General features: G+C 57.2%; 20 protein-coding genes, 1 tRNA gene and 1 pseudogene. 9 read left to right on the forward strand and 13 right to left on the reverse strand.

Annotated elements, in window-relative coordinates; all coding sequences use genetic code 11:
* Nucleotides 1-127, forward strand: a pseudogene (locus ACYVIA_RS21885) (IS630 family transposase); the annotation flags it as partial.
* Here the strand turns inward: ACYVIA_RS21885 and prmC are convergent.
* The 6 genes from prmC to ACYVIA_RS21915 form a co-directional block, all read right to left on the reverse strand.
* Nucleotides 124-978, reverse strand: a complete 855-nt coding sequence (prmC, locus tag ACYVIA_RS21890) for a peptide chain release factor N(5)-glutamine methyltransferase (RefSeq protein WP_460844380.1) — start codon at nucleotides 976-978, stop codon at nucleotides 124-126. The pseudogene ACYVIA_RS21885 and the gene prmC overlap by 4 nt on opposite strands.
* 18 nt (nucleotides 979-996) lie before the next feature.
* The gene (locus tag ACYVIA_RS21895; protein ID WP_460844381.1) at nucleotides 997-1473 is read right to left on the reverse strand and encodes a disulfide bond formation protein B; all 477 of its coding nucleotides are present in this window, start codon (nucleotides 1471-1473) and stop codon (nucleotides 997-999) included.
* An 82-nt stretch (nucleotides 1474-1555) separates the two neighbouring features.
* Complete coding sequence (prfA, locus tag ACYVIA_RS21900; RefSeq protein ID WP_460844383.1) at nucleotides 1556-2638, reverse strand: peptide chain release factor 1; 1083 nt, start codon at nucleotides 2636-2638, stop codon at nucleotides 1556-1558.
* A gap of 92 nt (nucleotides 2639-2730) precedes the next feature.
* On the reverse strand, nucleotides 2731-4020 hold the full coding sequence (hemA, locus tag ACYVIA_RS21905; protein ID WP_460844384.1) for a glutamyl-tRNA reductase: 1290 nt from the start codon (nucleotides 4018-4020) through the stop codon (nucleotides 2731-2733).
* A 142-nt stretch (nucleotides 4021-4162) separates the two neighbouring features.
* Nucleotides 4163-4849: a response regulator transcription factor gene (locus ACYVIA_RS21910; RefSeq protein ID WP_460844386.1), complete on the reverse strand. Its 687-nt coding sequence runs from the start codon at nucleotides 4847-4849 to the stop codon at nucleotides 4163-4165.
* Between the two features lie 72 nt (nucleotides 4850-4921).
* Nucleotides 4922-4997: transfer RNA gene (locus ACYVIA_RS21915), tRNA-Phe, on the reverse strand.
* A gap of 122 nt (nucleotides 4998-5119) precedes the next feature.
* Between ACYVIA_RS21915 and ACYVIA_RS21920 the strand changes: the two genes are divergently transcribed.
* The 5 genes from ACYVIA_RS21920 to ACYVIA_RS21940 all read left to right on the forward strand — a co-directional run bounded on the left by ACYVIA_RS21920 (nucleotide 5120) and on the right by ACYVIA_RS21940 (nucleotide 10242).
* Complete coding sequence (locus ACYVIA_RS21920; protein WP_460844387.1) at nucleotides 5120-6322, forward strand: UbiH/UbiF family hydroxylase; 1203 nt, start codon at nucleotides 5120-5122, stop codon at nucleotides 6320-6322.
* A 21-nt stretch (nucleotides 6323-6343) separates the two neighbouring features.
* Entirely contained in the window at nucleotides 6344-7063 is a 720-nt protein-coding gene (locus ACYVIA_RS21925; protein ID WP_460844410.1) for a DsbC family protein, read from the forward strand.
* Nucleotides 7064-7312: 249 nt separating this feature from the next.
* Complete coding sequence (locus ACYVIA_RS21930; protein WP_460844389.1) at nucleotides 7313-7771, forward strand: (2Fe-2S)-binding protein; 459 nt, start codon at nucleotides 7313-7315, stop codon at nucleotides 7769-7771.
* Nucleotides 7749-8372: a nucleotidyltransferase family protein gene (locus tag ACYVIA_RS21935; protein ID WP_460844390.1), complete on the forward strand. Its 624-nt coding sequence runs from the start codon at nucleotides 7749-7751 to the stop codon at nucleotides 8370-8372. Before ACYVIA_RS21930 ends, ACYVIA_RS21935 begins: the two co-directional genes overlap by 23 nt.
* A 76-nt stretch (nucleotides 8373-8448) precedes the next feature.
* Nucleotides 8449-10242: a M61 family metallopeptidase gene (locus tag ACYVIA_RS21940; protein ID WP_460844392.1), complete on the forward strand. Its 1794-nt coding sequence runs from the start codon at nucleotides 8449-8451 to the stop codon at nucleotides 10240-10242.
* Here ACYVIA_RS21940 and trpC read toward each other — a convergent pair.
* The 6 genes from trpC to rpe form a co-directional block, all read right to left on the reverse strand.
* The gene (gene trpC, locus ACYVIA_RS21945) at nucleotides 10239-11039 is read right to left on the reverse strand and encodes an indole-3-glycerol phosphate synthase TrpC (protein WP_460844393.1); all 801 of its coding nucleotides are present in this window, start codon (nucleotides 11037-11039) and stop codon (nucleotides 10239-10241) included. The two genes, ACYVIA_RS21940 and trpC, sit on opposite strands and share 4 nt — an antisense overlap.
* Before the next feature lie 6 nt (nucleotides 11040-11045).
* On the reverse strand, nucleotides 11046-12080 hold the full coding sequence (gene trpD, locus ACYVIA_RS21950; RefSeq protein ID WP_460844395.1) for an anthranilate phosphoribosyltransferase: 1035 nt from the start codon (nucleotides 12078-12080) through the stop codon (nucleotides 11046-11048).
* Nucleotides 12081-12093: 13 nt separating this feature from the next.
* Nucleotides 12094-12657 carry an aminodeoxychorismate/anthranilate synthase component II gene (locus ACYVIA_RS21955; protein ID WP_460844397.1) on the reverse strand — a complete coding sequence of 188 codons (564 nt, stop codon included), beginning with the start codon at nucleotides 12655-12657 and terminating at the stop codon, nucleotides 12094-12096.
* Nucleotide 12658: 1 nt separating this feature from the next.
* Entirely contained in the window at nucleotides 12659-14155 is a 1497-nt protein-coding gene (trpE, locus tag ACYVIA_RS21960; protein WP_460844399.1) for an anthranilate synthase component I, read from the reverse strand.
* Between the two features lie 208 nt (nucleotides 14156-14363).
* Nucleotides 14364-15056 carry a phosphoglycolate phosphatase gene (locus ACYVIA_RS21965; RefSeq protein ID WP_460844400.1) on the reverse strand — a complete coding sequence of 231 codons (693 nt, stop codon included), beginning with the start codon at nucleotides 15054-15056 and terminating at the stop codon, nucleotides 14364-14366.
* On the reverse strand, nucleotides 15053-15718 hold the full coding sequence (rpe, locus tag ACYVIA_RS21970; RefSeq protein WP_460844402.1) for a ribulose-phosphate 3-epimerase: 666 nt from the start codon (nucleotides 15716-15718) through the stop codon (nucleotides 15053-15055). Before rpe ends, ACYVIA_RS21965 begins: the two co-directional genes overlap by 4 nt.
* A gap of 127 nt (nucleotides 15719-15845) precedes the next feature.
* Between rpe and apaG the strand changes: the two genes are divergently transcribed.
* A complete protein-coding gene (apaG, locus tag ACYVIA_RS21975) occupies nucleotides 15846-16220 on the forward strand; it encodes a Co2+/Mg2+ efflux protein ApaG (RefSeq protein WP_460844403.1) in 375 nt (124 codons plus the stop codon).
* Nucleotide 16221: 1 nt separating this feature from the next.
* Here the strand turns inward: apaG and ACYVIA_RS21980 are convergent, their stop codons facing one another.
* Nucleotides 16222-16362 carry a hypothetical protein gene (locus ACYVIA_RS21980; protein ID WP_460844405.1) on the reverse strand — a complete coding sequence of 47 codons (141 nt, stop codon included), beginning with the start codon at nucleotides 16360-16362 and terminating at the stop codon, nucleotides 16222-16224.
* 21 nt (nucleotides 16363-16383) lie between these two features.
* On the opposite strand from ACYVIA_RS21980, the gene mltA reads away from it, so the two are divergent.
* Nucleotides 16384-17613: a murein transglycosylase A gene (gene mltA / locus ACYVIA_RS21985; protein WP_460844407.1), complete on the forward strand. Its 1230-nt coding sequence runs from the start codon at nucleotides 16384-16386 to the stop codon at nucleotides 17611-17613.
* Nucleotides 17614-17745: 132 nt separating this feature from the next.
* A complete protein-coding gene (locus tag ACYVIA_RS21990; protein WP_460844408.1) occupies nucleotides 17746-18522 on the forward strand; it encodes an enoyl-CoA hydratase in 777 nt (258 codons plus the stop codon).
* The last annotated feature ends 333 nt before the right edge of the window (nucleotides 18523-18855 follow it).

Consider the following 18855-nt stretch of genomic DNA (forward strand, 5'->3'; position numbering starts at 1 on the left):
CGCCATTCGGCATTACCTGAGAATCAATAACGCCGACCCCAAGCCGTTTGTCTGGACCAAATCCGCCGACGACATCCTGGCCAGCATCGAACGATTTTGTCTTCGAACTTCTAACTCAGGACACTAGGCCGTCCGTCCGCCACTGACGCGTTCAATGCCGGCCAGGTCGGTCCAGCTTTGTACGTCATGAAAGTCCCGTGCAGTGAGCAGGGTGCGTACGGCTGGCGCCTGGTCGTAACCGTGTTCCATCAGCAGCCAGCCGCCGGCGGACAAATGTTTCGGTGCGTCCGCAATGATTGTGCGCAGTGCGGAAAGCCCGTCAGCATGGTCGGTCAAGGCGTTGATCGGCTCAAAACGCAAATCCCCTTGAGACAGGTGGGGATCGGCTTTCACAATATACGGCGGATTGGACACGATGATGTCGAACCGTTCGCCCTTCACTGCGCCGTACCAGTCGCTCTGCAGGAAGGTGACATTGGCAGCGTGCCGCGCCGCATTGCGTCGAGCGACGGCAAGGGCAGCGTCACTCACATCAAGCGCAGTGACGACGGCATCGCTGCGAGTATGTGCGATCGCGATCGCAATGGCGCCCGAACCGGTCCCCATGTCAAGGATGCGACCGCCAGGAGGAAGCCGTTCCAGCGCAAGCTCAACCAGCAGTTCGGTTTCCGGGCGCGGAATCAGGACATCCGGCGTGGTATGCAGCATGAGTCCGTAGAATTCGCGCTCACCGATGATGTAGGCGATCGGTTCGCCAGCGAGTCGTCTTTGGACCAGCGAGGCGAGCGTTGTTGCTTCGTCGGTGTTCAGTACTCGCTCAGACTGCGTAATGAGCTGAACGCGAGAAAGCTGCAGGCCATGGGCAATCAGGATGCGTGCTTCGAGTGGTACAAGTGGCGGGTGCTTGAGCAGTTCGCCCAGCGTCATGCCGGCGCGGATTGTATGGCGTTCTGGCGAGTCAGTCTCTTGTGTCCGCATGGTTGCCGCTCTGGGGGGTCAGCGGGGGCGGCGTAGGGCAGCCCAGATCAGCACCAATGCAAGCGTGACAAACCAGATCGCCGACCATTGCGGATTCGATAAGCCGAGGATGGGCGGGTACTCAGCGGAGCAGAGGCCATCAGCCTTGAACAGGAACGGCATGAGTTCCGCCGTGGGAATCTTGTTCAGGGCGGTTTCCATCGGGTCGATGCCGCAGGACACCGTTGGATTCGCCTTCACCCATATATGCCATCCCGCGACGCCGGCACCACCGAGCGACGTCAGTGCAGCCAGCGTCGCACCGAACCGCGTTGCGCCGCGCGGCAGGGCGGCAAAAATAAAGCAGAGCAAAGCGACTGCAATGAAGACATAGCGCTGAATCACACAAAGCGGGCAGGGCAGCTGGCCTTCTACATGCTGCAGAAAAAGTGCAAAACCGACGAGCGCAAGCGCAATGACGCCGACAACGATTAACACCGGTTTGGAAGTTTTCATAGATGGTCTTGGCAAGTGGTTGTTACCTTTGAGTAATCAAAGGGGTGATAGTTCCCTAATTGCAAGTTCATGATGGCGAGAGCTATGCCTCGTCACCTAATGCCGCCAGCATCTCGGCCTGATGTTCGGCCGCGAGTGCATTGGTCAGTTCTTCCAGGTCGCCATCCATGATGAAGTCGAGTTTATACAGTGTCAGGTTGATGCGATGGTCGGTCATCCGGCCCTGCGGGAAGTTATAGGTCCTGATCCGTTCGCTGCGGTCCCCCGAGCCGATGAGCGATTTGCGGGTGGCGGCTTCCTTCGCCTGCTGTTCGCGCAACTGGATGTCCTTGATCCGCGCCGCCAGCACCTTCAGGGCCGAAGCCTTGTTCTTGTGCTGGCTGCGGTCATCCTGGCACTCGACGACGATGCCGGTCGGCAAATGGGTAATGCGGACGGCGGAGTCGGTCTTGTTAATGTGCTGTCCACCCGCACCGGACGCGCGGAAGGTATCGATGCGAATGTCGGCAGGGTTGATCTCCACGTCCTCGACTTCATCAGCTTCCGGCATTACGGCAACCGTGCAGGCGGAAGTGTGGATCCGTCCTTGTGTCTCGGTCGCAGGCACACGTTGCACGCGATGGCCGCCTGATTCGAACTTGAGTTTGGAATAGGCGCCATGTCCGATGATGCGGACAATGACTTCCTTGTATCCGCCGATCTCCGACGGAGACTCCGACACCATCTCGACCTGCCAGCGGTTGCGTTCCGCAAAGCGGGTGTACATGCGCAACAGGTCGCCGGCAAACAGCGCTGCCTCGTCGCCGCCAGTGCCGGCACGGATTTCAAGGTAGATGTTCCGCTCGTCGTTCGGATCCTTTGGCAAGAGCATTTTCTGCAAATCGACTTCAAGCTGCTCAATGCGTGCCTTGGCTGAGGCGATCTCTTCCTGCGCCAACTCTTTCATGTCGGGGTCGGACAGCATTTCCTGCGCCGCCTTGATATCTTCGCCGGCGTTGACGTAATCCTTGTAGAGCGCAACCAGCGGACCGAGCTCTGCGTGCTCGCGGGTCAGCTTCCGATACTGCTCCATATCGGACGTGGCGCCTTCCTGCATCAGCAAGTTGTTCAGCTCTTCCAGCCGTTCGGTCAGCTGGTCGAGTTTGGCGAGCATCGAAGGTTTCATTGTTTAGTCAGTCCTGGAAAAGAGAAGATGCGCGTGCTTGCAGGGAAGGGAGGCCGGGCGATCATGTGCCCGGCAAAGGGCGCAAGCGAGAGCTAGCGCTTGGTGCGGAAAAGCTGAGGCAGAAGCGCAGCAATGCGCGCGCGTTCGTCGCCTTGCGCGTTGTGCAGGGCTTGTTGCGGGCCATGCAGGAACTTGGCCGTCAGGCCTTTCGAAAGCGCTTCCAGAACGACGTCGATGTCTTCGCCTTTGGCAAGCAGCTTCTTTGCGCGCTCCAGTTCAGCGAGACGCAAGGCTTCGCTGGTGTCGTGCAGGTCACGGATGAGCGGCACGACAGCCCGGCTATCCATCCAGTGCATAAAAGCCTGCACACGGGTTTCGATAATGGCTTCTGCCTGCGCGACAGCAGCCTGGCGGTTTTCGATCCCCGTCTGTACCGCGGTGCCAAGATCGTCCACCGTGTACAGGAAGACATCGTCCAGCCTTCCGATTTCCGGCTCAATGTCACGCGGCACGGCCAGGTCCACCATGAACATCGGCTTGTGGCGGCGTGCCTTGATCGCACGCTCGACCATGCCCAGACCGATAATCGGCAGTGAGGACGCGGTACTGGAGACCACGATGTCGAACTGTGCCAACTGATCCGGCAAGTCTGCCAGGCGGATGGCTTTGCCGTTGAAGCGATGCGCAAGGGATTCGCCACGCTCCAGTGTGCGGTTCGCAATGGTCAGGGTTTTCGGGTTTTGCGCGGCGAAGTGCGTGGCGCACAATTCGATCATTTCACCCGCGCCGATAAACAGAACGTTCTGTTCCGATATCTTGTCGAAAATGCGTTGCGACAACCGAACCGCTGCGGCGGCCATCGAGACGCTATGGGCGCCGATTTCGGTGGTGGTGCGGACTTCCTTGGCAACCGCGAAGGTCCGCTGGAACATCTGATGCAGATACGTGCCCAGTCCGCCGGCTGCCTCCGCCTGGCGAACAGCTTCTTTCATCTGTCCGAGAATCTGTGCTTCGCCAAGCACCATCGAATCGAGGCCGGATGCGACGCGGAAGGCGTGCCGTACGGCGTTATCCTGCGGAAGCATATACAGGTACGGACGCAGCTCCGCATACGAAAGCTGGTGATAGTCCGCGAGGAAGCGCGCAGTGGCGTCGATGGCTGCCTCCACGCCGCCGGGGATATGGCTCGCAGCGTAGAGTTCCGTGCGGTTACACGTGGAGAGGATTGCGGCTTCATCCGTCGTGCCGGTTGTTGCTACTCGACCGAACCAGGCGCGCGCCGACGACACAGCCTCCCGGATCTGATCTGCGGGGAAAGCGACTTTCTCGCGCAATGAGACGGGCGCGGTCGTGTGATTGAGGCCGACGGCTAGAAGCTGCATATCGGTTACGCTAATTCGGAGGTTCTCTCAACTTCGTATTATAGCTCGTTGCCATGGGGCACACGTGTGCGTTTTTGTTGTCAGACATGCACTTCCGCTTATTGGCAATACATGGCTACGACAATGACTGCATGCAATGCGTTCACTTTGTCAGCTGCTCCAGCTTGTAGCCAAAACTATATACCGGCGCCAGCCTGTAGCCGTTTTCGCGGCGCAGGCCAAGCTTGCTTCGTACGCGCGAGACGTGGGTATCAATGGTCCGGGAGGGAATTTCGGCTTCTCGCGCCCATACCGAATCCCGGATGAAGGCGCGCGAGAGTGGTCGTCCCAAGTGGCGGAAAAAGAGCAGTGCGAGCTCGAACTCTTTTTGGGTCACGTCGATAGGCTTGCCGGATTGCGTCAGCCGGGCGTTGCCTTCTTCAAAGATGTATGTCCCGAACTGGAGTTGATGCGCGGCGTGCGCTGCAGGGTAGGCACGCTTGAGCAGTACTTGCACGCGCGTCAGCAGCTCGCCACGTCGAATCGGCTTGATCAGGTAATCATCCGTTCCGCCTGCCAATGCGGCGACAACATCGTCTTCATCGGAGCGATTTGCCAACAATAGGGTTGGGAATGCGCCAGGAGTGGCTTGGCGGAGTTCATGCAGCGCCTCAGTCAAGCCGCTGGAAGCATGCAGATCCATGATGAGTAAATCGCACTGCCCTTGTCGCAGGTGCTCCAGGGCAGGCTTTCCGGTCTGGACCGGATGGCACTCGTGACGAGCGGCCGTCAGGACCTGGCATATCAGGTCGGATTGGGCACGATCGCAATCCAGGACGACGATTCGCATTGGAGCCAATTCACCCCAAAAAAGCTTAGTAAACAAAAAAGGGCTTAGCCGAAGCTAAGCCCTTGATTTTCTTGGTGGCCCGGGGCGGAATCGAACCACCGACACAAGGATTTTCAATCCTCTGCTCTACCAACTGAGCTACCAGGCCAAGGCGCGCAAGTATAGCAAATCTATCGGGATATGCAAGACTTTTGCAAAACCATATGAATCTGCAAAGGCTATAATGCCCATTCAACTGCATGCTTTCCGTTTCTGTCAGGCTTACGCTTTATGCATTTTAAAAGCAATATCTGCGTCGTTGGCAATGGCGCCATCGGCAAAACTGCTGCACTTGGCTTCGCTCAGGCAGGCTTGAGTGTGACCCTGCTCAGCCCGCCCGCAGCGCCCCATGACATAGTCACGCAGGCAGGCAACTGGGATGTCCGCGTTTACGCATTGAACCAGGTGGCGCACGACTTGTTGTCCTCGCTGAAGGTCTGGCATGCATTGGATGTGGCACGCGTGGCAGAGGTCGATGCCATGGTCGTAAAGGGCGACGGGGAGCAGGCGGGCAACCTCGCTTTCGACGCTTATAGTGCGCGAACCGCTTCCCTGGCCTGGATTCTCGAAGACAGCAATTTGAATGCGGCCCTTGATGCGGCGCTTCGGTTTGCGCCGAACATGCGTGTCGTGACGGGGCGCGCAACCGCGCTGCGCATCGATTCGGCGGCCGCGACAGTCCAGCTTGATAATGGTGATGCAATTGAGGCGTCGCTTGTCGTTGGCGCAGACGGCGCAGAGTCCTGGGTGCGCGGGCAATGCGATATCGGCCTGGATTACCGGTCCTATGGCCAGCGCGCGATTGTTGCGAATTTCGACTGCGAAAAGCCGCACCACGGCACTGCCTATCAATGGTTCACCTCCAGCGAGGGAATCATCGCGTTGTTGCCGTTGCCCGGCCAGCGTGTTTCGCTTGTCTGGTCGGCGCCGGAATCCCTGGCGCAAACCTTGTTGCGCGAGCCGCTGGCGCAACTGGCTGAGCGCCTGTCGGCCTTGCCGGGGCATCAACTCGGCCGACTGCAACCGCTGCAGCCTGAGAGCGTGAAGGCCTTCCCCCTGCGCCTGATGCGGCCGCATTCGATCATTTCGCCGCGCGTCGCGCTGGTTGGCGACGCAGCGCATGTTGTGCATCCCTTGGCGGGACACGGGATGAACCTTGGGTTTGCCGATGTCGCTGCCTTGATCAAGATCGTCAGCGAGCGCGAGGCGCATCGCGATTGCGGCGATGAACGGATTCTGGGACGTTATGCGCGCGCGCGAAAGGAAGATATCTTCCTGATGCAGGTGGCGACCGACGGACTGGAGCGGTTGTTTTCGACGGATTTCGAGCCGCTACGCGTCGCACGCAACATCGGACTGAACTTGGTGAACAAGTTGCCGGTCATAAAGAGAGCGCTGATTTCCCATGCCATGGGAAGAGGCCATAGAAACTGAAAAAGGAAAACGCAGAGCATGATGAAACTGACTAGATTGATCGCCATTGCCGCCTTCGGCTTTGCAACTGGCGCGACATTCGCGCAAAACGCACAGGAAGCGGCGATCAAGAAGGCCATCGAACCCCGCCTCGGTGAGGGGGCGAAGGTAGAGTCCGTCACGAAGACGCCGTATGGCGGTTTGTATGAAGTGCGTATTGGCGGAGACATTGTCTATACGGATGCCAAGGGCGAATACCTGTTCATCGGCCGTATTGTCGATACCAAGACCTTCCACGATTACACGAAGGCGCGTGTCGACGAGCTCAACAAGATAAAGTTCGCAGATTTGCCTTTCGACTCTGCACTGAAGATGGTCAAAGGGAATGGCAAGCGCGTGATCGCCGTCTTCGAAGATCCGAATTGCGGTTATTGCAAGCGCTTCCGCCAGACGCTTAACGAGATGGATAACGTGACGGTATATACCTTCATGTACAACATCCTGTCTGAGGACTCGGCGGTCAAGTCCCGGAACATCTGGTGCTCGGAAGACCGCGCCAAAGCATGGGACGACTGGATGTTGCGCGGGAAGGTGCCTGCCACTGCGCCGGCCAACTGCACCGCGCCGAACGACAAGATCCTGGCGCTGGGTCAACGGATGAAGATTACCGGCACTCCGACTATTTTCTTCACTGATGGCACGCGTATTCCTGGCGCGGTTGACGCCAAGGCGCTCGAAGGCAAATTGGCATCCATCAAATAAACAGCAGGTATTTGCAGCAACAATAATGACGCGCTTCCAGTGGGCGCGTCATTTTTTTGTGCCGACGGGAATGCGGTTCGAATGGAAAGGATGCCGTTGTGACCTGAGGGCTTGATCTATTTGCTCGATGCATCCACCGGGTTACACTGGGTGCCGCAGTGAGGGCGGCTACGGTGGTTCGCCATGAGGAGCGCATGGCGGCGAGCAGCGGACGCAGACGACTAGAACAAACAAAGCAGGTGCCCAACCATGATCACTCTAAACATCAATGGCCAAGACATGCAAGTCGACGCCGACCCTTCCACGCCTATCTTGTGGGCGCTGCGAGATAACCTCAGCATGACCGGTACCAAATTCGGCTGCGGCGCCGCGTTGTGCGGTGCCTGCACGGTTCACCTGAATGGCCGGCCTATTCGTTCCTGTGTCACGCCGATTTCCAGCGCCGTCGGGCAGCCGCTCACTACGATCGAGGCCATGGCAGCGGATCGTGTCGGCAAGGCTGTACAGGACGCTTGGATCAAGCACGACGTGCCGCAGTGCGGCTATTGCCAGAGTGGGCAGGTGATGAGCGCCACCGCACTGCTCAGGGCAAACAAGAGGCCTTCCGACACCGATATCGACGAGGCAATGAGCGGCAACATTTGCCGTTGCGGGACTTACCAGCGGATTCGCGCTGCCATCAAGGATGCAGCCAGCACACTCGCATAAGCTGGCCTCACCGTCACTTGCTTGCATCCTGCTTGCCGCCGGGCGCGGATCGCGTTTCGATCCGCAAGGAGTTCGAAACAAGTTGCTGGAACCGCTGGCGCGCGGCGAAGCCGTTGCAATTACAGCTGCAAAAAGCCTTCTTGCTGTCATGCCAGACGTGCTCGCGGTGGTGCGGCCGGGGGCAGACGAGCTCGCTTCGCAGTTGACTGCTGCCGGGTGCCGGACATCGCTCTGCATCGATGCCGAGCAAGGCCTGGCGGCGTCCCTTGTACACGGCTTGTCATGCAGGCAGGAAGCCAAAGGCTGGCTCATCGCTCTTGCAGATATGCCCTATGTGCAGCCGGGGACAATCCGGGCACTCGTTGAAGCGATTGAGAAGGGGGCGCACATCGCGGCACCAACATACCGGGGCCAACGCGGCAATCCTGTCGCCTTCACGTCTGTTCATCTGCAGGATCTGCTTGCATTGCGAGGAGACGAAGGCGCGCGGCGGTTGCTCACGGTTTTCCCCGTAACGGAAGTGGCGACGGATGATCCCGGTATTTGTCGGGACGTCGATTATGTCGATGACCTTCGTCCTGGCGTTCCTGACCAGCCCTGAGCCCGCCCATTCTATTCCCGCTACACTATTCCCCTTGTGGCACGGCGCGATGCGCATTTCTTACGACAGGATCGGCATGAAGAACGCAATTCACTACAGCATTTTCCCCAAGGACCCAGCTGCCCATCTATTCGAGGTAACGCTTACTGTCGATAATCCGAATCCTGCAGGACAGGCCTTTGCGCTGCCGGCATGGATTCCCGGCAGTTACATGATTCGTGAATTTGCGCGCAATATTGTGCGTATCCGTGCCGAGTCGGCCGGCAAAAGCCTTCCGCTGACGAAGCTCGACAAGCATACCTGGCTCGCAGCCCCGTGCGAATCCGGCATTACGGTGCAGTACGAAGTCTATGCGTGGGACCTGTCCGTACGTGCCGCCCATCTCGACCAGACACACGGCTTTTTCAATGGCACGAGCGTTTTTCTGAGTGCTCAGGGGCGTGAAGACCTGCCCCATGTCGTCGACATTCAGCCACCAACAGGCGATGCATTTAAGCGCTGGCGGGTTGCGACCGCATTGCCGGAACTGAAAGCGAAACGTTACGGTTTCGGTACCTATGTCGCGGCCAACTACGACGAGCTGATCGATCATCCGGTCGAGATGGGCACCTTTGAGCTGGCAACTTTCAAGGCACATGGTGTTTCGCACGATGTCGTCATCACCGGGCGCGTACCAAACCTCGACATGGTGCGCCTGACGGCAGACCTGAAGAAAATCTGCGAAGCGCAGATTGCGCTGTTCGAGCCAAGGACGAAGGCGGCTCCGATGGAGCGTTATGTCTTCATGACGCTCGCAGTGGGTGATGGCTATGGCGGCCTTGAGCATCGTGCATCAACCGCGCTGATCTGCTCGCGCAACGACTTGCCGACAAAGGGGCAGAAGGAGATGAGCGATGGCTACCGCACCTATCTCGGCTTGTGCAGCCATGAGTATTTCCATACCTGGAACGTCAAACGGATCAAGCCGGATGTATTCGCGCCGTATGATTTGCGCACTGAAGGCTACACCACGCTGCTCTGGCTGTTCGAAGGATTTACCAGCTATTACGACGACTTGATGCTGGTGCGCAGTGGCGTCATTGACGAGGCTGCGTATTTCAAGCTGGTCGCCAAGAACATCAACGGCGTGTTGCGTGGCAGTGGCCGTACCAAGCAGAGTGTGGCCGAATCCAGCTTCGATGCGTGGACCAAGTACTACCGGCAAGATGAAAACTCACCGAATGCGATCGTGAGTTACTACGCCAAGGGTTCCCTTGTTGCCCTTGCCCTCGATCTCACGATACGGGCGGAAACCAAAGGCAAGAAGTCGCTCGATGATGTGATGCGCGCACTGTGGAAGCGGTTTGGCAGGGATTTCTACTCGGGTAATGGCGGCGTCGGAGTTTCCGAGTCAGAAATCGAGGCGCTATTTGAGGAGGTCTCCGGCCTCAAGCTGAAGCGGTTCTTCGACCGCTATGTGTACGGCACAGACGATCTGCCACTTGCCAAATTACTCGCGCCCTTCGGTGTAGAAGCCACGGATAACCGGAAAAACGCCAAGCCGAGCCTGAACATCAAGACTTCGCGTGACGGTAATGACTGTAAGGTCCGGAGTGTTTTCGAAGGTGGGGCGGCGCATCAGGCGGGTGTGTCGGCCGGAGATATCCTGATGGCGATCAATGGATTGCGGATATTGGCAACCAATCTTGATGCGCTGTTAGGGCGCTACCGCGTCGGAGACGAAGTGATGTTGCACGCCTTCCGCCGCGATGAGCTGATGACCTTTGATGTGACGCTGGCTCCTGACGATACACCGCAGACAACGCTGTCCGTGCAGCAAAAGCCGGCAGCGGTGGCACGTTTGCGTGCCGCCTGGCTCGGGACGAATTAGCCGAAGAGCCGGCTGAGTTCGACGCCCGGGTCTGGCGCACGCATGAAGGCCTCGCCGACCAGGAAGGCGTGTACGTCGGCGTTACGCATTTGCTTCACATCGTCCGGCGTCAGAATTCCCGATTCCGTCACGACGAGCTTATCAGAGGGAATGCGCGGCAGCAGGTTGATGGTTGTCTGCAGCGACGTCTCGAATGTGCGCAGGTTGCGGTTATTAATGCCAAGCATGGCTGTCTTTAACCGTAACGCTGCGTCAAGCTCTTCCGCATCATGTACTTCGACCAGCACACCCATGCCGAGCTCATGTGCGCACGTTTCCAGCTCCGCCATGAGCCCGTAGTCCAGTGCGGCAACGATGAGCAGGATGCAGTCTGCACCCCACGACCTTGCCTCGTACACCTGGTACGGGTCGACCAGGAAATCCTTGCGCAATACAGGAATCGAGCAAGCGGCGCGTGCCTGTTTCAGGTATTCGGGAGAGCCTTGGAAGAACTGAACATCGGTCAGCACGGAGAGGCATGCAGCGCCATGTTTTTCATAGCTTTGTGCGATCTCGGCTGGACGAAAATCAGGACGCAATACGCCTTTTGACGGTGACGCCTTCTTCACCTCGGCAATCACGCCGGCATGGCCAGCAGCAATTTTTGCACGCAAGCTCGCTTCGAATCCGCGCAGCGTTGCATGTGCTTCTTTATTGGCTTCGACATCGCGGCGCAGGCTGGCAAAGTCGCGTTCTTTCTTGGCCGCAGCAACTTCCTGCGCCTTCACTTCAAGTATTTTTTTGAGGATATCGGACATGATGGCTTATGCAGCGCCGAGTCGTTGTGTCGCTTTGACGAATTGATCCAGCTTTGCCCTTGCAGCGCCGGACGCAATGACTTCGCGCGCTTTCGCCAGTCCGTCTGCAATGGATGTTGTAATGCCGGCCGCATACATGGCGGTACCGGCATTGAGCAGGACGATATCGCGTACCGGCCCCGGCGCATTGTCCAAGGCCTCAAAAATCTTCTCTTTCGATTCCGCCGCGTCGGCCACCTTCAGGTTGCGGCTCGCGACCATCTGCAGGCCGAAGTCTTCCGGATGGATTTCATACTCGCGCACTTCGCCATTGATCAGCTCGCCTACCATCGTTGCCGCACCAAGCGATACTTCATCCATATTGTCGCGACCCCAGACGACCATCGCATGCTGTGCGCCGAGACGTTGCAGCACGCGGACCTGGATGCCGACAAGGTCAGGATGGAATACGCCCATCAGGATGTTGGGTGCGCCCGCCGGATTGGTAAGCGGCCCGAGAATATTGAAAATCGTACGCACGCTGAGCTCCTTGCGCACCGGCGCAGCATGCTTCATTGCGGAGTGATGATTCGGTGCAAACATGAAGCCGATGCCGGTTTCCTCGATGGATTGGGCAACTTGCTCCGGTTTCAGGTTGATATTCGCACCGAGTGCTTCCAGCACGTCGGCACTGCCAGAAGACGATGACACGCTGCGCCCGCCATGCTTGGCCACGCGCGCGCCTGCAGCGGCAGCCACGAACATTGATGCGGTAGAGATGTTGAACGTATGCGCGCCGTCACCGCCGGTGCCGACGATATCGAGGAGATTCGTCGTATCCCTGGTCGGCACTTTCGTCGAAAACTCGCGCATCACCTGCGCTGCGGCCGTGATTTCACCGATGGTTTCCTTCTTGACCCGCAGGCCCATGGTCAGCGCGGCAATCATCACCGGCGACATTTCTCCGCCCATGATCTTGCGGAACAGCGCGAGCATCTCGTCGTGGAAGATCTCGCGGTGTTCAATGCAGCGCAGCAGGGCTTCTTGTTCTGTAATTGGCATCAGGCTCTCCAGGTCAGGCGTTCAGGAAGTTCTTCAGCAGGGTGTGGCCATGTTCGGACAGGATCGATTCAGGGTGAAACTGCACGCCTTCCACCTTGAACTCCTTGTGCCTCACACCCATGATTTCGCCATCGTCCGTCCAAGCGGTGACCTCGAGACAGTCCGGCAGTGACTCACGCTCGATGGCGAGCGAGTGATAGCGGATTACTGTGTATGGGCTTGGCAGATCCTTGAATACGCCAACACCGGTATGTGTAATGAGCGAAGTCTTGCCATGCATGACCTGCTTTGCACGAATCACTTTGCCGCCGAATGCTGCGCCGATGCTCTGATGGCCGAGGCATACACCGAGGATAGGAAGTTTTCCGGAAAACTCCTGCAGCACTGGCACAGAAACACCTGCTTCATGCGGCGTGCACGGGCCGGGGGAAATGCAGATGCGGTCAGGCTTCATTGCCGCAATCTGTTCCAGTGTAATTTCGTCATTGCGGAAAGTGCGTACTTCTTCACCGAGTTCGCCAAAATACTGGACCAGGTTGTAGGTGAAGGAGTCGTAGTTATCAATCATCAGCAACATCTCAGAATCCTCCATCCAGTCCGTCTTGCACTTGCTCGGCTGCCCGCAGCACTGCGCGCGCCTTGTTTTCGGTTTCCTGCCATTCCATTTCGGGAACCGAATCAGCGACGACGCCGGCCGCCGCCTGCACATACAGCATGCCGTCCTTGATCACGCCGGTGCGGATGGCAATCGCCAGGTCCATTTCGCCACCAAAGGACAAATAACCGCAGGCACCGCCGTAGATGCCGCGCTTGACCGGCTCCAGCTCGTCGATGATTTCCATCGCGCGCACTTTCGGTGCGCCTGAAAGTGTGCCGGCAGGGAAGGTGGCTTTCAGCACGTCGAGGTTCGATAGTTCAGGCTTCAGTGTGCCTTCGACGTTCGACACGATGTGCTGCACATGGGAGTATTTTTCGATCACCAGCTTGTCGGTTACTTTGACGCTGCCGGTTTCGGCAATGCGACCGATGTCGTTGCGCGCGAGGTCGATCAGCATGACGTGCTCTGCAATTTCCTTCGGATCGGCCAGTAGTTCCTTTGCCAGTTGCGCATCCTGCTCCGGCGTCGCGCCGCGTGAACGTGTGCCGGCCAGCGGACGGATCGTCACTTTCTTCTTGCCATCGTTGGTTTGCTCGTTGCGCACCAAAATCTCGGGTGACGCACCGACGATCTGCATGTCGCCGAAGTTGTAGAAGTACATGTACGGCGACGGGTTCAGGGAGCGCAGTGCACGATACAGCGACAGCGGTGCATCGACATATGACTTCTTCAGGCGTTGGCCCACCTGCACCTGCATGAGGTCGCCGGCCATGATGTATTCCTTTGCGCGATCTACCGCTTTCAGGTAATCCGCTTTCGCGAATTCGCGCATCGTTTCTGTACGTACCGATGCCGAGGTGACCGGCACATCGACGGCGCGCTTCAACATGGCGCGCAAATCCTTCAGGCGCTGCTGTGCGCGGGTATAGGCTTCCGGGTGCGTCGGGTCGGCATACACAATCAGGTAGAGCTTGCCGGACAGATTGTCGATAACAGCCAGTTCTTCCGTGACGAGCAACTGGATTTCCGGCAGAGCCAGATCGTCTTTCGGTGCGGTATGAGCAAGACGCTTCTCGATATGGCGCACCGTGTCGTATCCAAAATAGCCCGCCAGACCGCCGCAGAAGCGCGGCATGCCGGGACGGACGGCCGCCTTGTAACGCGCCTGGAACTGCGCAATGAACTCCAGCGGGTTCCCGTCGTACGTCTCGACAACCTCGTTGTTTTTCACGACCTCGGTCTTCGTGCCATAACTGCGCATCAGGGTCGAAGCGGGCAGTCCGATGAAGGAATAACGGCCGAAGCGCTCGCCGCCGACCACCGACTCCAGCAGGAAGGTGTTCTTGCCGGCGTTCTGGGTTTGCGCCAGCTTCAGGTAGAGCGTAAGAGGTGTTTCAAGGTCCGCGAATGCTTCTGCGATCAGCGGAATGCGGTTGTAGCCTTGCGCGGCCAGCGATTTGAATTCGAGTTCGGTCATGTTTCTCTCCGGGCGCTATTGTAAAGCGGACGAGCGCTAGCGCAGTGAAAGATCAAAAAACGTTGCTGATCGGTCAAATGTAAAAAGACGGGATCAGCGGCAATGCGGGTTATTCAGCCCAGGATTGCCAGCGTCGCCACAGCCAGGCCTCATACAGGCCGGCTACGGTTGCGTTACGTTTTTTGCCGAGAAACATTATGGTTGCAAATTATGCAGAAATAAGATGGGCTGCCTCGAGCAGCGTGGAAACTATACCATCGGAATCGACGCTATGTATAGGTTCGCCGTGATTGTAGCCGTAAGGGACATTCAGGACCCAGCAACCGGCAGCCCTTGCCGCCTGCGCGTCGTTGGACGAATCCCCGATCGCCACGACCTGCTCGGGACGCAGGCCGAAGTCGTCGCACACCTTCAGCAACGGATACGGATCCGGCTTCTTTTTCGGAAGCGAATCGCCACCATAGACAATATCGAAGTAATTCTTCAGGCCGACCTTCTCCAGGAGTGGTGCCGCGAAAGCGATCGGTTTGTTGGTCACACATGCCAGGCGCAGCTCCTTTGCACGCAAGGCTTCCAAGCCCTCGCGCACGCCAGGGTACAAGGTCGAGTAATCACCATTAATCGACAGATAGTGTTCCTGATAGGAGTCCAGGGCACGCGGATAATGCTTCTCCACGTCGTCAGGGCCATAGTCAACGCCAAGCACGCGCCGCATCAGGTTCTCGGTTCCCTTGCCGACGAAGAGCATGATGGTTTCGATGTCGATCGGGGCCAGGCCGAGATCGCTCCGCATCCGATTGACCGCTACATGAAAGTCGGGCGCGGTATGCAGCATCGTGCCATCCAGATCAATGATGGCGGCGCGGATGCCCGTCAGTGTGATGGGTTCTGGAGCGTTCATACTGTTGCGAGTTGGCCGCGCATGGCGTCAATCACTGTTTTGTAATCCGGCTTGCCGAAAATTGCCGACCCGGCAACAAAAGTATCCGCCCCGGCACGTGCTGCTTCTGCAATGTTCTCGACCTTGATGCCGCCGTCTACCTCCAGCATGATGTCGCGCCCGGAAGCATCAATACGCTGGCGGACGGCAGCGATCTTCTTCAGCGCTTCAGTAATGAACGACTGGCCGCCAAAGCCCGGATTGACGGACATGATCAGGATGATGTCCAGCTTGTCCATCACATGGTCGAGATAATGCAGCGGTGTTGCAGGATTGAACACGAGCCCGGCCTTGCAGCCATTGTCGCGGATGAGCTGCAGGGAGCGGTCGATATGTTCGGACGCTTCAGGATGGAAGGTGATGATGTTTGCGCCCGCCTTGGCAAAATCGGGGATGATGCGATCGACCGGTTTCACCATCAGATGGACGTCGATAGGAACCTGCACATGCGGCCGGATCGCCTCGCATACCAGCGGCCCCACCGTCAGGTTCGGGACGTAGTGGTTGTCCATCACGTCGAAGTGAATGATGTCAGCACCGGCGGCAACGACGTTGCGCACTTCCTCACCCAGACGGGCGAAATCGGCGGAGAGAATGCTGGGAGCGATGCGGTAATTAGCCATGGCAGTTTTCGTATAAAAGAGTCGGCTATTTTACCGTTTTGACCGAAGGCTACGTATTGCAAAAAAACAGGACTTCGTGTGCAATGGCTCGGTTGCCCCTCTGTGGCAAGAAAAGCAAGGAGTCGCGATGGCCGTTTATGACTTTGCCATATCCGTCAAGACACAGTACCTGTCCGAGCAGTCGGAGCCGGACCAGGCCAGATTCGTGTTTGCCTATACGGTAACGATCAGGAACACGGGTGAGATTGCTGCGCAGCTGATCTCGCGCCACTGGATAGTCATTGACGCGAATAACCGTGTAGAAGAGGTGCGCGGGCTCGGTGTGGTTGGTCACCAGCCGTTGCTTCAGCCCGGTGAGCAATTCGAGTACACCAGTGGCACTGTGCTGGCAACACCACAAGGGTCCATGACGGGAACTTATCTTTGTGTTGCCGAGGATGGTGAGCAGTTTGAGGCAAAAATTCCCGAGTTCATCCTTTCGTTGCCACGGACGTTGCATTGATTTACTGTTTGGGATCGTCTTCCCTTGATTGAGCTGTGGCATCCTCGGGTGGAGAAGGTTTTTTCCCCGCAAACATCGTCCACCAGACGATAAACAGCAGGAGAAAAAGTGCGATCCCCGCTTCAAGCATTAAAAGCCACATAATTTTCACCTTTAATTAGACATGCGCTTCAGTTTACTTGTCCTCGCGGTTGCCGGTGCGTTCACGCTTTCCTCTTGTACGACACTTCCGCCGGAGAAGTCCGCCGATAAGCCTGTACAGATCAAGCCCGCCGCCCCTGCCCAGACTCCTGCTCAACCTGCCGAATCCTTCAACGATCGCTTCAGGCCAGCGTCCTTTGCCAGTCTTCCAGGGTGGGACAAGGACAATCTGCGCGAAGCCTGGCCGGCCTTTCTCATGTCCTGCGAGGCCCTTGCAAGGAAGGCTGACTGGAAAGAACTCTGTATGGCTGCTGGCAGTGTCGAAAGCGGCAATGAGAAGGCAATTAGAGGATTTTTCGAAACGCATTTCCAGCCGTATCAGCTTATCAATCCGGACGGCACCGAGACCGGGCTGGTGACTGGCTATTACGAACCCTTGTTGCGCGGAGCTCGCAAGCGCGGCGGGCCGTATCAGATTCCTTTGCATCGCGCTCCGGATGATTTGCTTTCCATCGATCTGTCGAGCGTGTATCCAGAACTGAAAAACATGCGGCTGCGCGGCCGCTTGGTAGGCAACAAGGTTGTGCCCTATCCATCCCGCGCAGACATGGCTGCATCGAACACACTGGCCGGCAAGGAGCTGGTGTGGGTGGATGATCCCATTGAGGCTTTCTTCTTGCAGATACAGGGTTCCGGACGAGTTCAGCTTGCGGATTCAAAAGAAATCGTGCGCGTCGCTTATGCAGACCAGAATGGTCACCCATATAAGTCCATCGGCAGATATTTGGTGGATAAGGGCGAAATGACACTTGACCAGGCGTCGGCACAAAGCATCAAAGCCTGGTTTGCAGCCAATCCGGCACGTCAGCAAGAGTTGCTGAATGCGAACCCCAGCTATGTCTTCTTCAGGGAAGAAAAACTTGTCGACGCAAACAAAGGTCCTAAGGGAACGCTTGGTGTACCGCTCACCCCGCAACGTTCGATTGCAGTGGATGCGCAATTCGTCCCCCTCGGTCTGCCGGTATTTTTATCCACCACTCGCCCCAATAGTGATGCACCATTGCAGCGCCTGGTGATGGCCCAAGATACTGGAGGCGCGATCAAGAATGTAGTACGTGCCGACTTTTTCTGGGGATTTGGGGCTGACGCGGGGGAAAAAGCCGGCAAGATGAAGCAGCGAGGTGCAATGTGGGTGCTGCTGCCGAAGGCGTCCGCCGGTAGGCTGCTATCCGCCTCATGGTCGCGCCCTTAAGTTTCCTGAGCTAGCTTCACTTTCATCTGGCTTACGTCTCTAAGCGTCATATGCCGGCATGCCATTCGAAAGTCCAAACAATAGCATTTCCTCGAAGTACCAATCAGCATTCATTTCCTTTGGAGCATGCATATGAATTACGGAAATATTTTGGTCGAAACCCATGGCAAGGTTGGCTTGATAAGGCTCAATCGTCCTAAAGCACTGAACGCACTTAATGATCAGCTAATGGATGAGCTGGGCGATGCACTCTTCAAGTTTGACGCCGACGATGGAATTGGCTGCATCGTCCTGACCGGCAGTGAGAAGGCTTTTGCAGCCGGTGCGGACATTGGCGCCATGGCGAACTACACTTTCATGGACGCCTATAAGGGCGAGTACATTACTCGCAACTGGGAGCACATCCGCCGTGTTCGCAAGCCGGTTATAGCCGCCGTCGCTGGTTATGCGCTAGGCGGTGGATGTGAACTGGCAATGATGTGCGACTTCATCATTGCAGCGGAAAATGCAAAATTCGGTCAGCCCGAGATCAAACTTGGAACGCTCCCCGGGGCTGGGGGAACCCAACGTCTTCCGCGCGCTGTTTCAAAAGCCAAAGCAATGGATATGTGTCTAACGGCAAGAATGATGGACGCCGAGGAAGCTGAGCGCGCCGGACTCGTATCGCGCGTGGTGCCATCAGGAAAACTTGAAGAGACAGCCCTGGAAGCCGCAACGACCATCGCTTCAATGTCACTGCCGATTGCCATGATGGTAAAGGAGTCAATCAACCGCGCCTATGAAAGCACACTGGCAGAAGGTGTTCAATACGAACGTCGACTGTTCCACAGCACGTTCGGAACGGAAGACCAAAAAGAAGGAATGAAAGCCTTCATGGAAAAACGCTTGCCAACCTTCCGCAACCTTTGATACAGTTCGCCTCCCGTTGCAAAACGGCGCTGCAAAAAGGCAAAACGCCGGCTGCGCAAGAGCGACGGGAGGGCAAAAGCCTCGCAGTGAAAGTTTTTCGGTGTCGAATCAAAGATGTTGACGCAAACTGAAAAACGCTGCATAATCTCGTTTCTCTGCTGCTGACGAACAAAACGATTCGACGGCGAAGCGCAAGAAGGTGGTGCTGGCAGACAGGTTCTTTAACAAATAACAGCCGATAAGTGTGGGCGCTTGGTGGAGTGTTGCGGCGCTGAGCAATCAGCGTGTAACTTAAAACATGAAGTGCTCACAGAGAAATATAGGTAAGTTCGC

The sequence above is a fragment of the Noviherbaspirillum agri genome (assembly GCF_054780595.1).

Excerpts from the sequence above, each read along its gene's own strand:
- hemA (WP_460844384.1), bottom strand. The coding sequence starts at position 4,020 with ATGCAGCTTCTAGCCGTCGGCCTCAATCACACGACCGCGCCCGTCTCA.
- trpD (WP_460844395.1), bottom strand. The coding sequence starts at position 12,080 with ATGCCAATTACAGAACAAGAAGCCCTGCTGCGCTGCATTGAACACCGC.
- prmC (WP_460844380.1), bottom strand. The coding sequence starts at position 978 with ATGCGGACACAAGAGACTGACTCGCCAGAACGCCATACAATCCGCGCC.
- ACYVIA_RS21955 (WP_460844397.1), bottom strand. The coding sequence starts at position 12,657 with ATGTTGCTGATGATTGATAACTACGACTCCTTCACCTACAACCTGGTC.
- trpE (WP_460844399.1), bottom strand. The coding sequence starts at position 14,155 with ATGACCGAACTCGAATTCAAATCGCTGGCCGCGCAAGGCTACAACCGC.
- ACYVIA_RS21990 (WP_460844408.1), top strand. The coding sequence starts at position 17,746 with ATGAATTACGGAAATATTTTGGTCGAAACCCATGGCAAGGTTGGCTTG.
- trpC (WP_460844393.1), bottom strand. The coding sequence starts at position 11,039 with ATGTCCGATATCCTCAAAAAAATACTTGAAGTGAAGGCGCAGGAAGTT.
- mltA (WP_460844407.1), top strand. The coding sequence starts at position 16,384 with ATGCGCTTCAGTTTACTTGTCCTCGCGGTTGCCGGTGCGTTCACGCTT.
- ACYVIA_RS21980 (WP_460844405.1), bottom strand. The coding sequence starts at position 16,362 with ATGTGGCTTTTAATGCTTGAAGCGGGGATCGCACTTTTTCTCCTGCTG.
- ACYVIA_RS21925 (WP_460844410.1), top strand. The coding sequence starts at position 6,344 with ATGAAACTGACTAGATTGATCGCCATTGCCGCCTTCGGCTTTGCAACT.
- ACYVIA_RS21920 (WP_460844387.1), top strand. The coding sequence starts at position 5,120 with ATGCATTTTAAAAGCAATATCTGCGTCGTTGGCAATGGCGCCATCGGC.
- ACYVIA_RS21895 (WP_460844381.1), bottom strand. The coding sequence starts at position 1,473 with ATGAAAACTTCCAAACCGGTGTTAATCGTTGTCGGCGTCATTGCGCTT.
- apaG (WP_460844403.1), top strand. The coding sequence starts at position 15,846 with ATGGCCGTTTATGACTTTGCCATATCCGTCAAGACACAGTACCTGTCC.
- ACYVIA_RS21965 (WP_460844400.1), bottom strand. The coding sequence starts at position 15,056 with ATGAACGCTCCAGAACCCATCACACTGACGGGCATCCGCGCCGCCATC.
- prfA (WP_460844383.1), bottom strand. The coding sequence starts at position 2,638 with ATGAAACCTTCGATGCTCGCCAAACTCGACCAGCTGACCGAACGGCTG.
- ACYVIA_RS21930 (WP_460844389.1), top strand. The coding sequence starts at position 7,313 with ATGATCACTCTAAACATCAATGGCCAAGACATGCAAGTCGACGCCGAC.
- rpe (WP_460844402.1), bottom strand. The coding sequence starts at position 15,718 with ATGGCTAATTACCGCATCGCTCCCAGCATTCTCTCCGCCGATTTCGCC.
- ACYVIA_RS21940 (WP_460844392.1), top strand. The coding sequence starts at position 8,449 with ATGAAGAACGCAATTCACTACAGCATTTTCCCCAAGGACCCAGCTGCC.
- ACYVIA_RS21910 (WP_460844386.1), bottom strand. The coding sequence starts at position 4,849 with ATGCGAATCGTCGTCCTGGATTGCGATCGTGCCCAATCCGACCTGATA.
- ACYVIA_RS21935 (WP_460844390.1), top strand. The coding sequence starts at position 7,749 with ATGCAGCCAGCACACTCGCATAAGCTGGCCTCACCGTCACTTGCTTGC.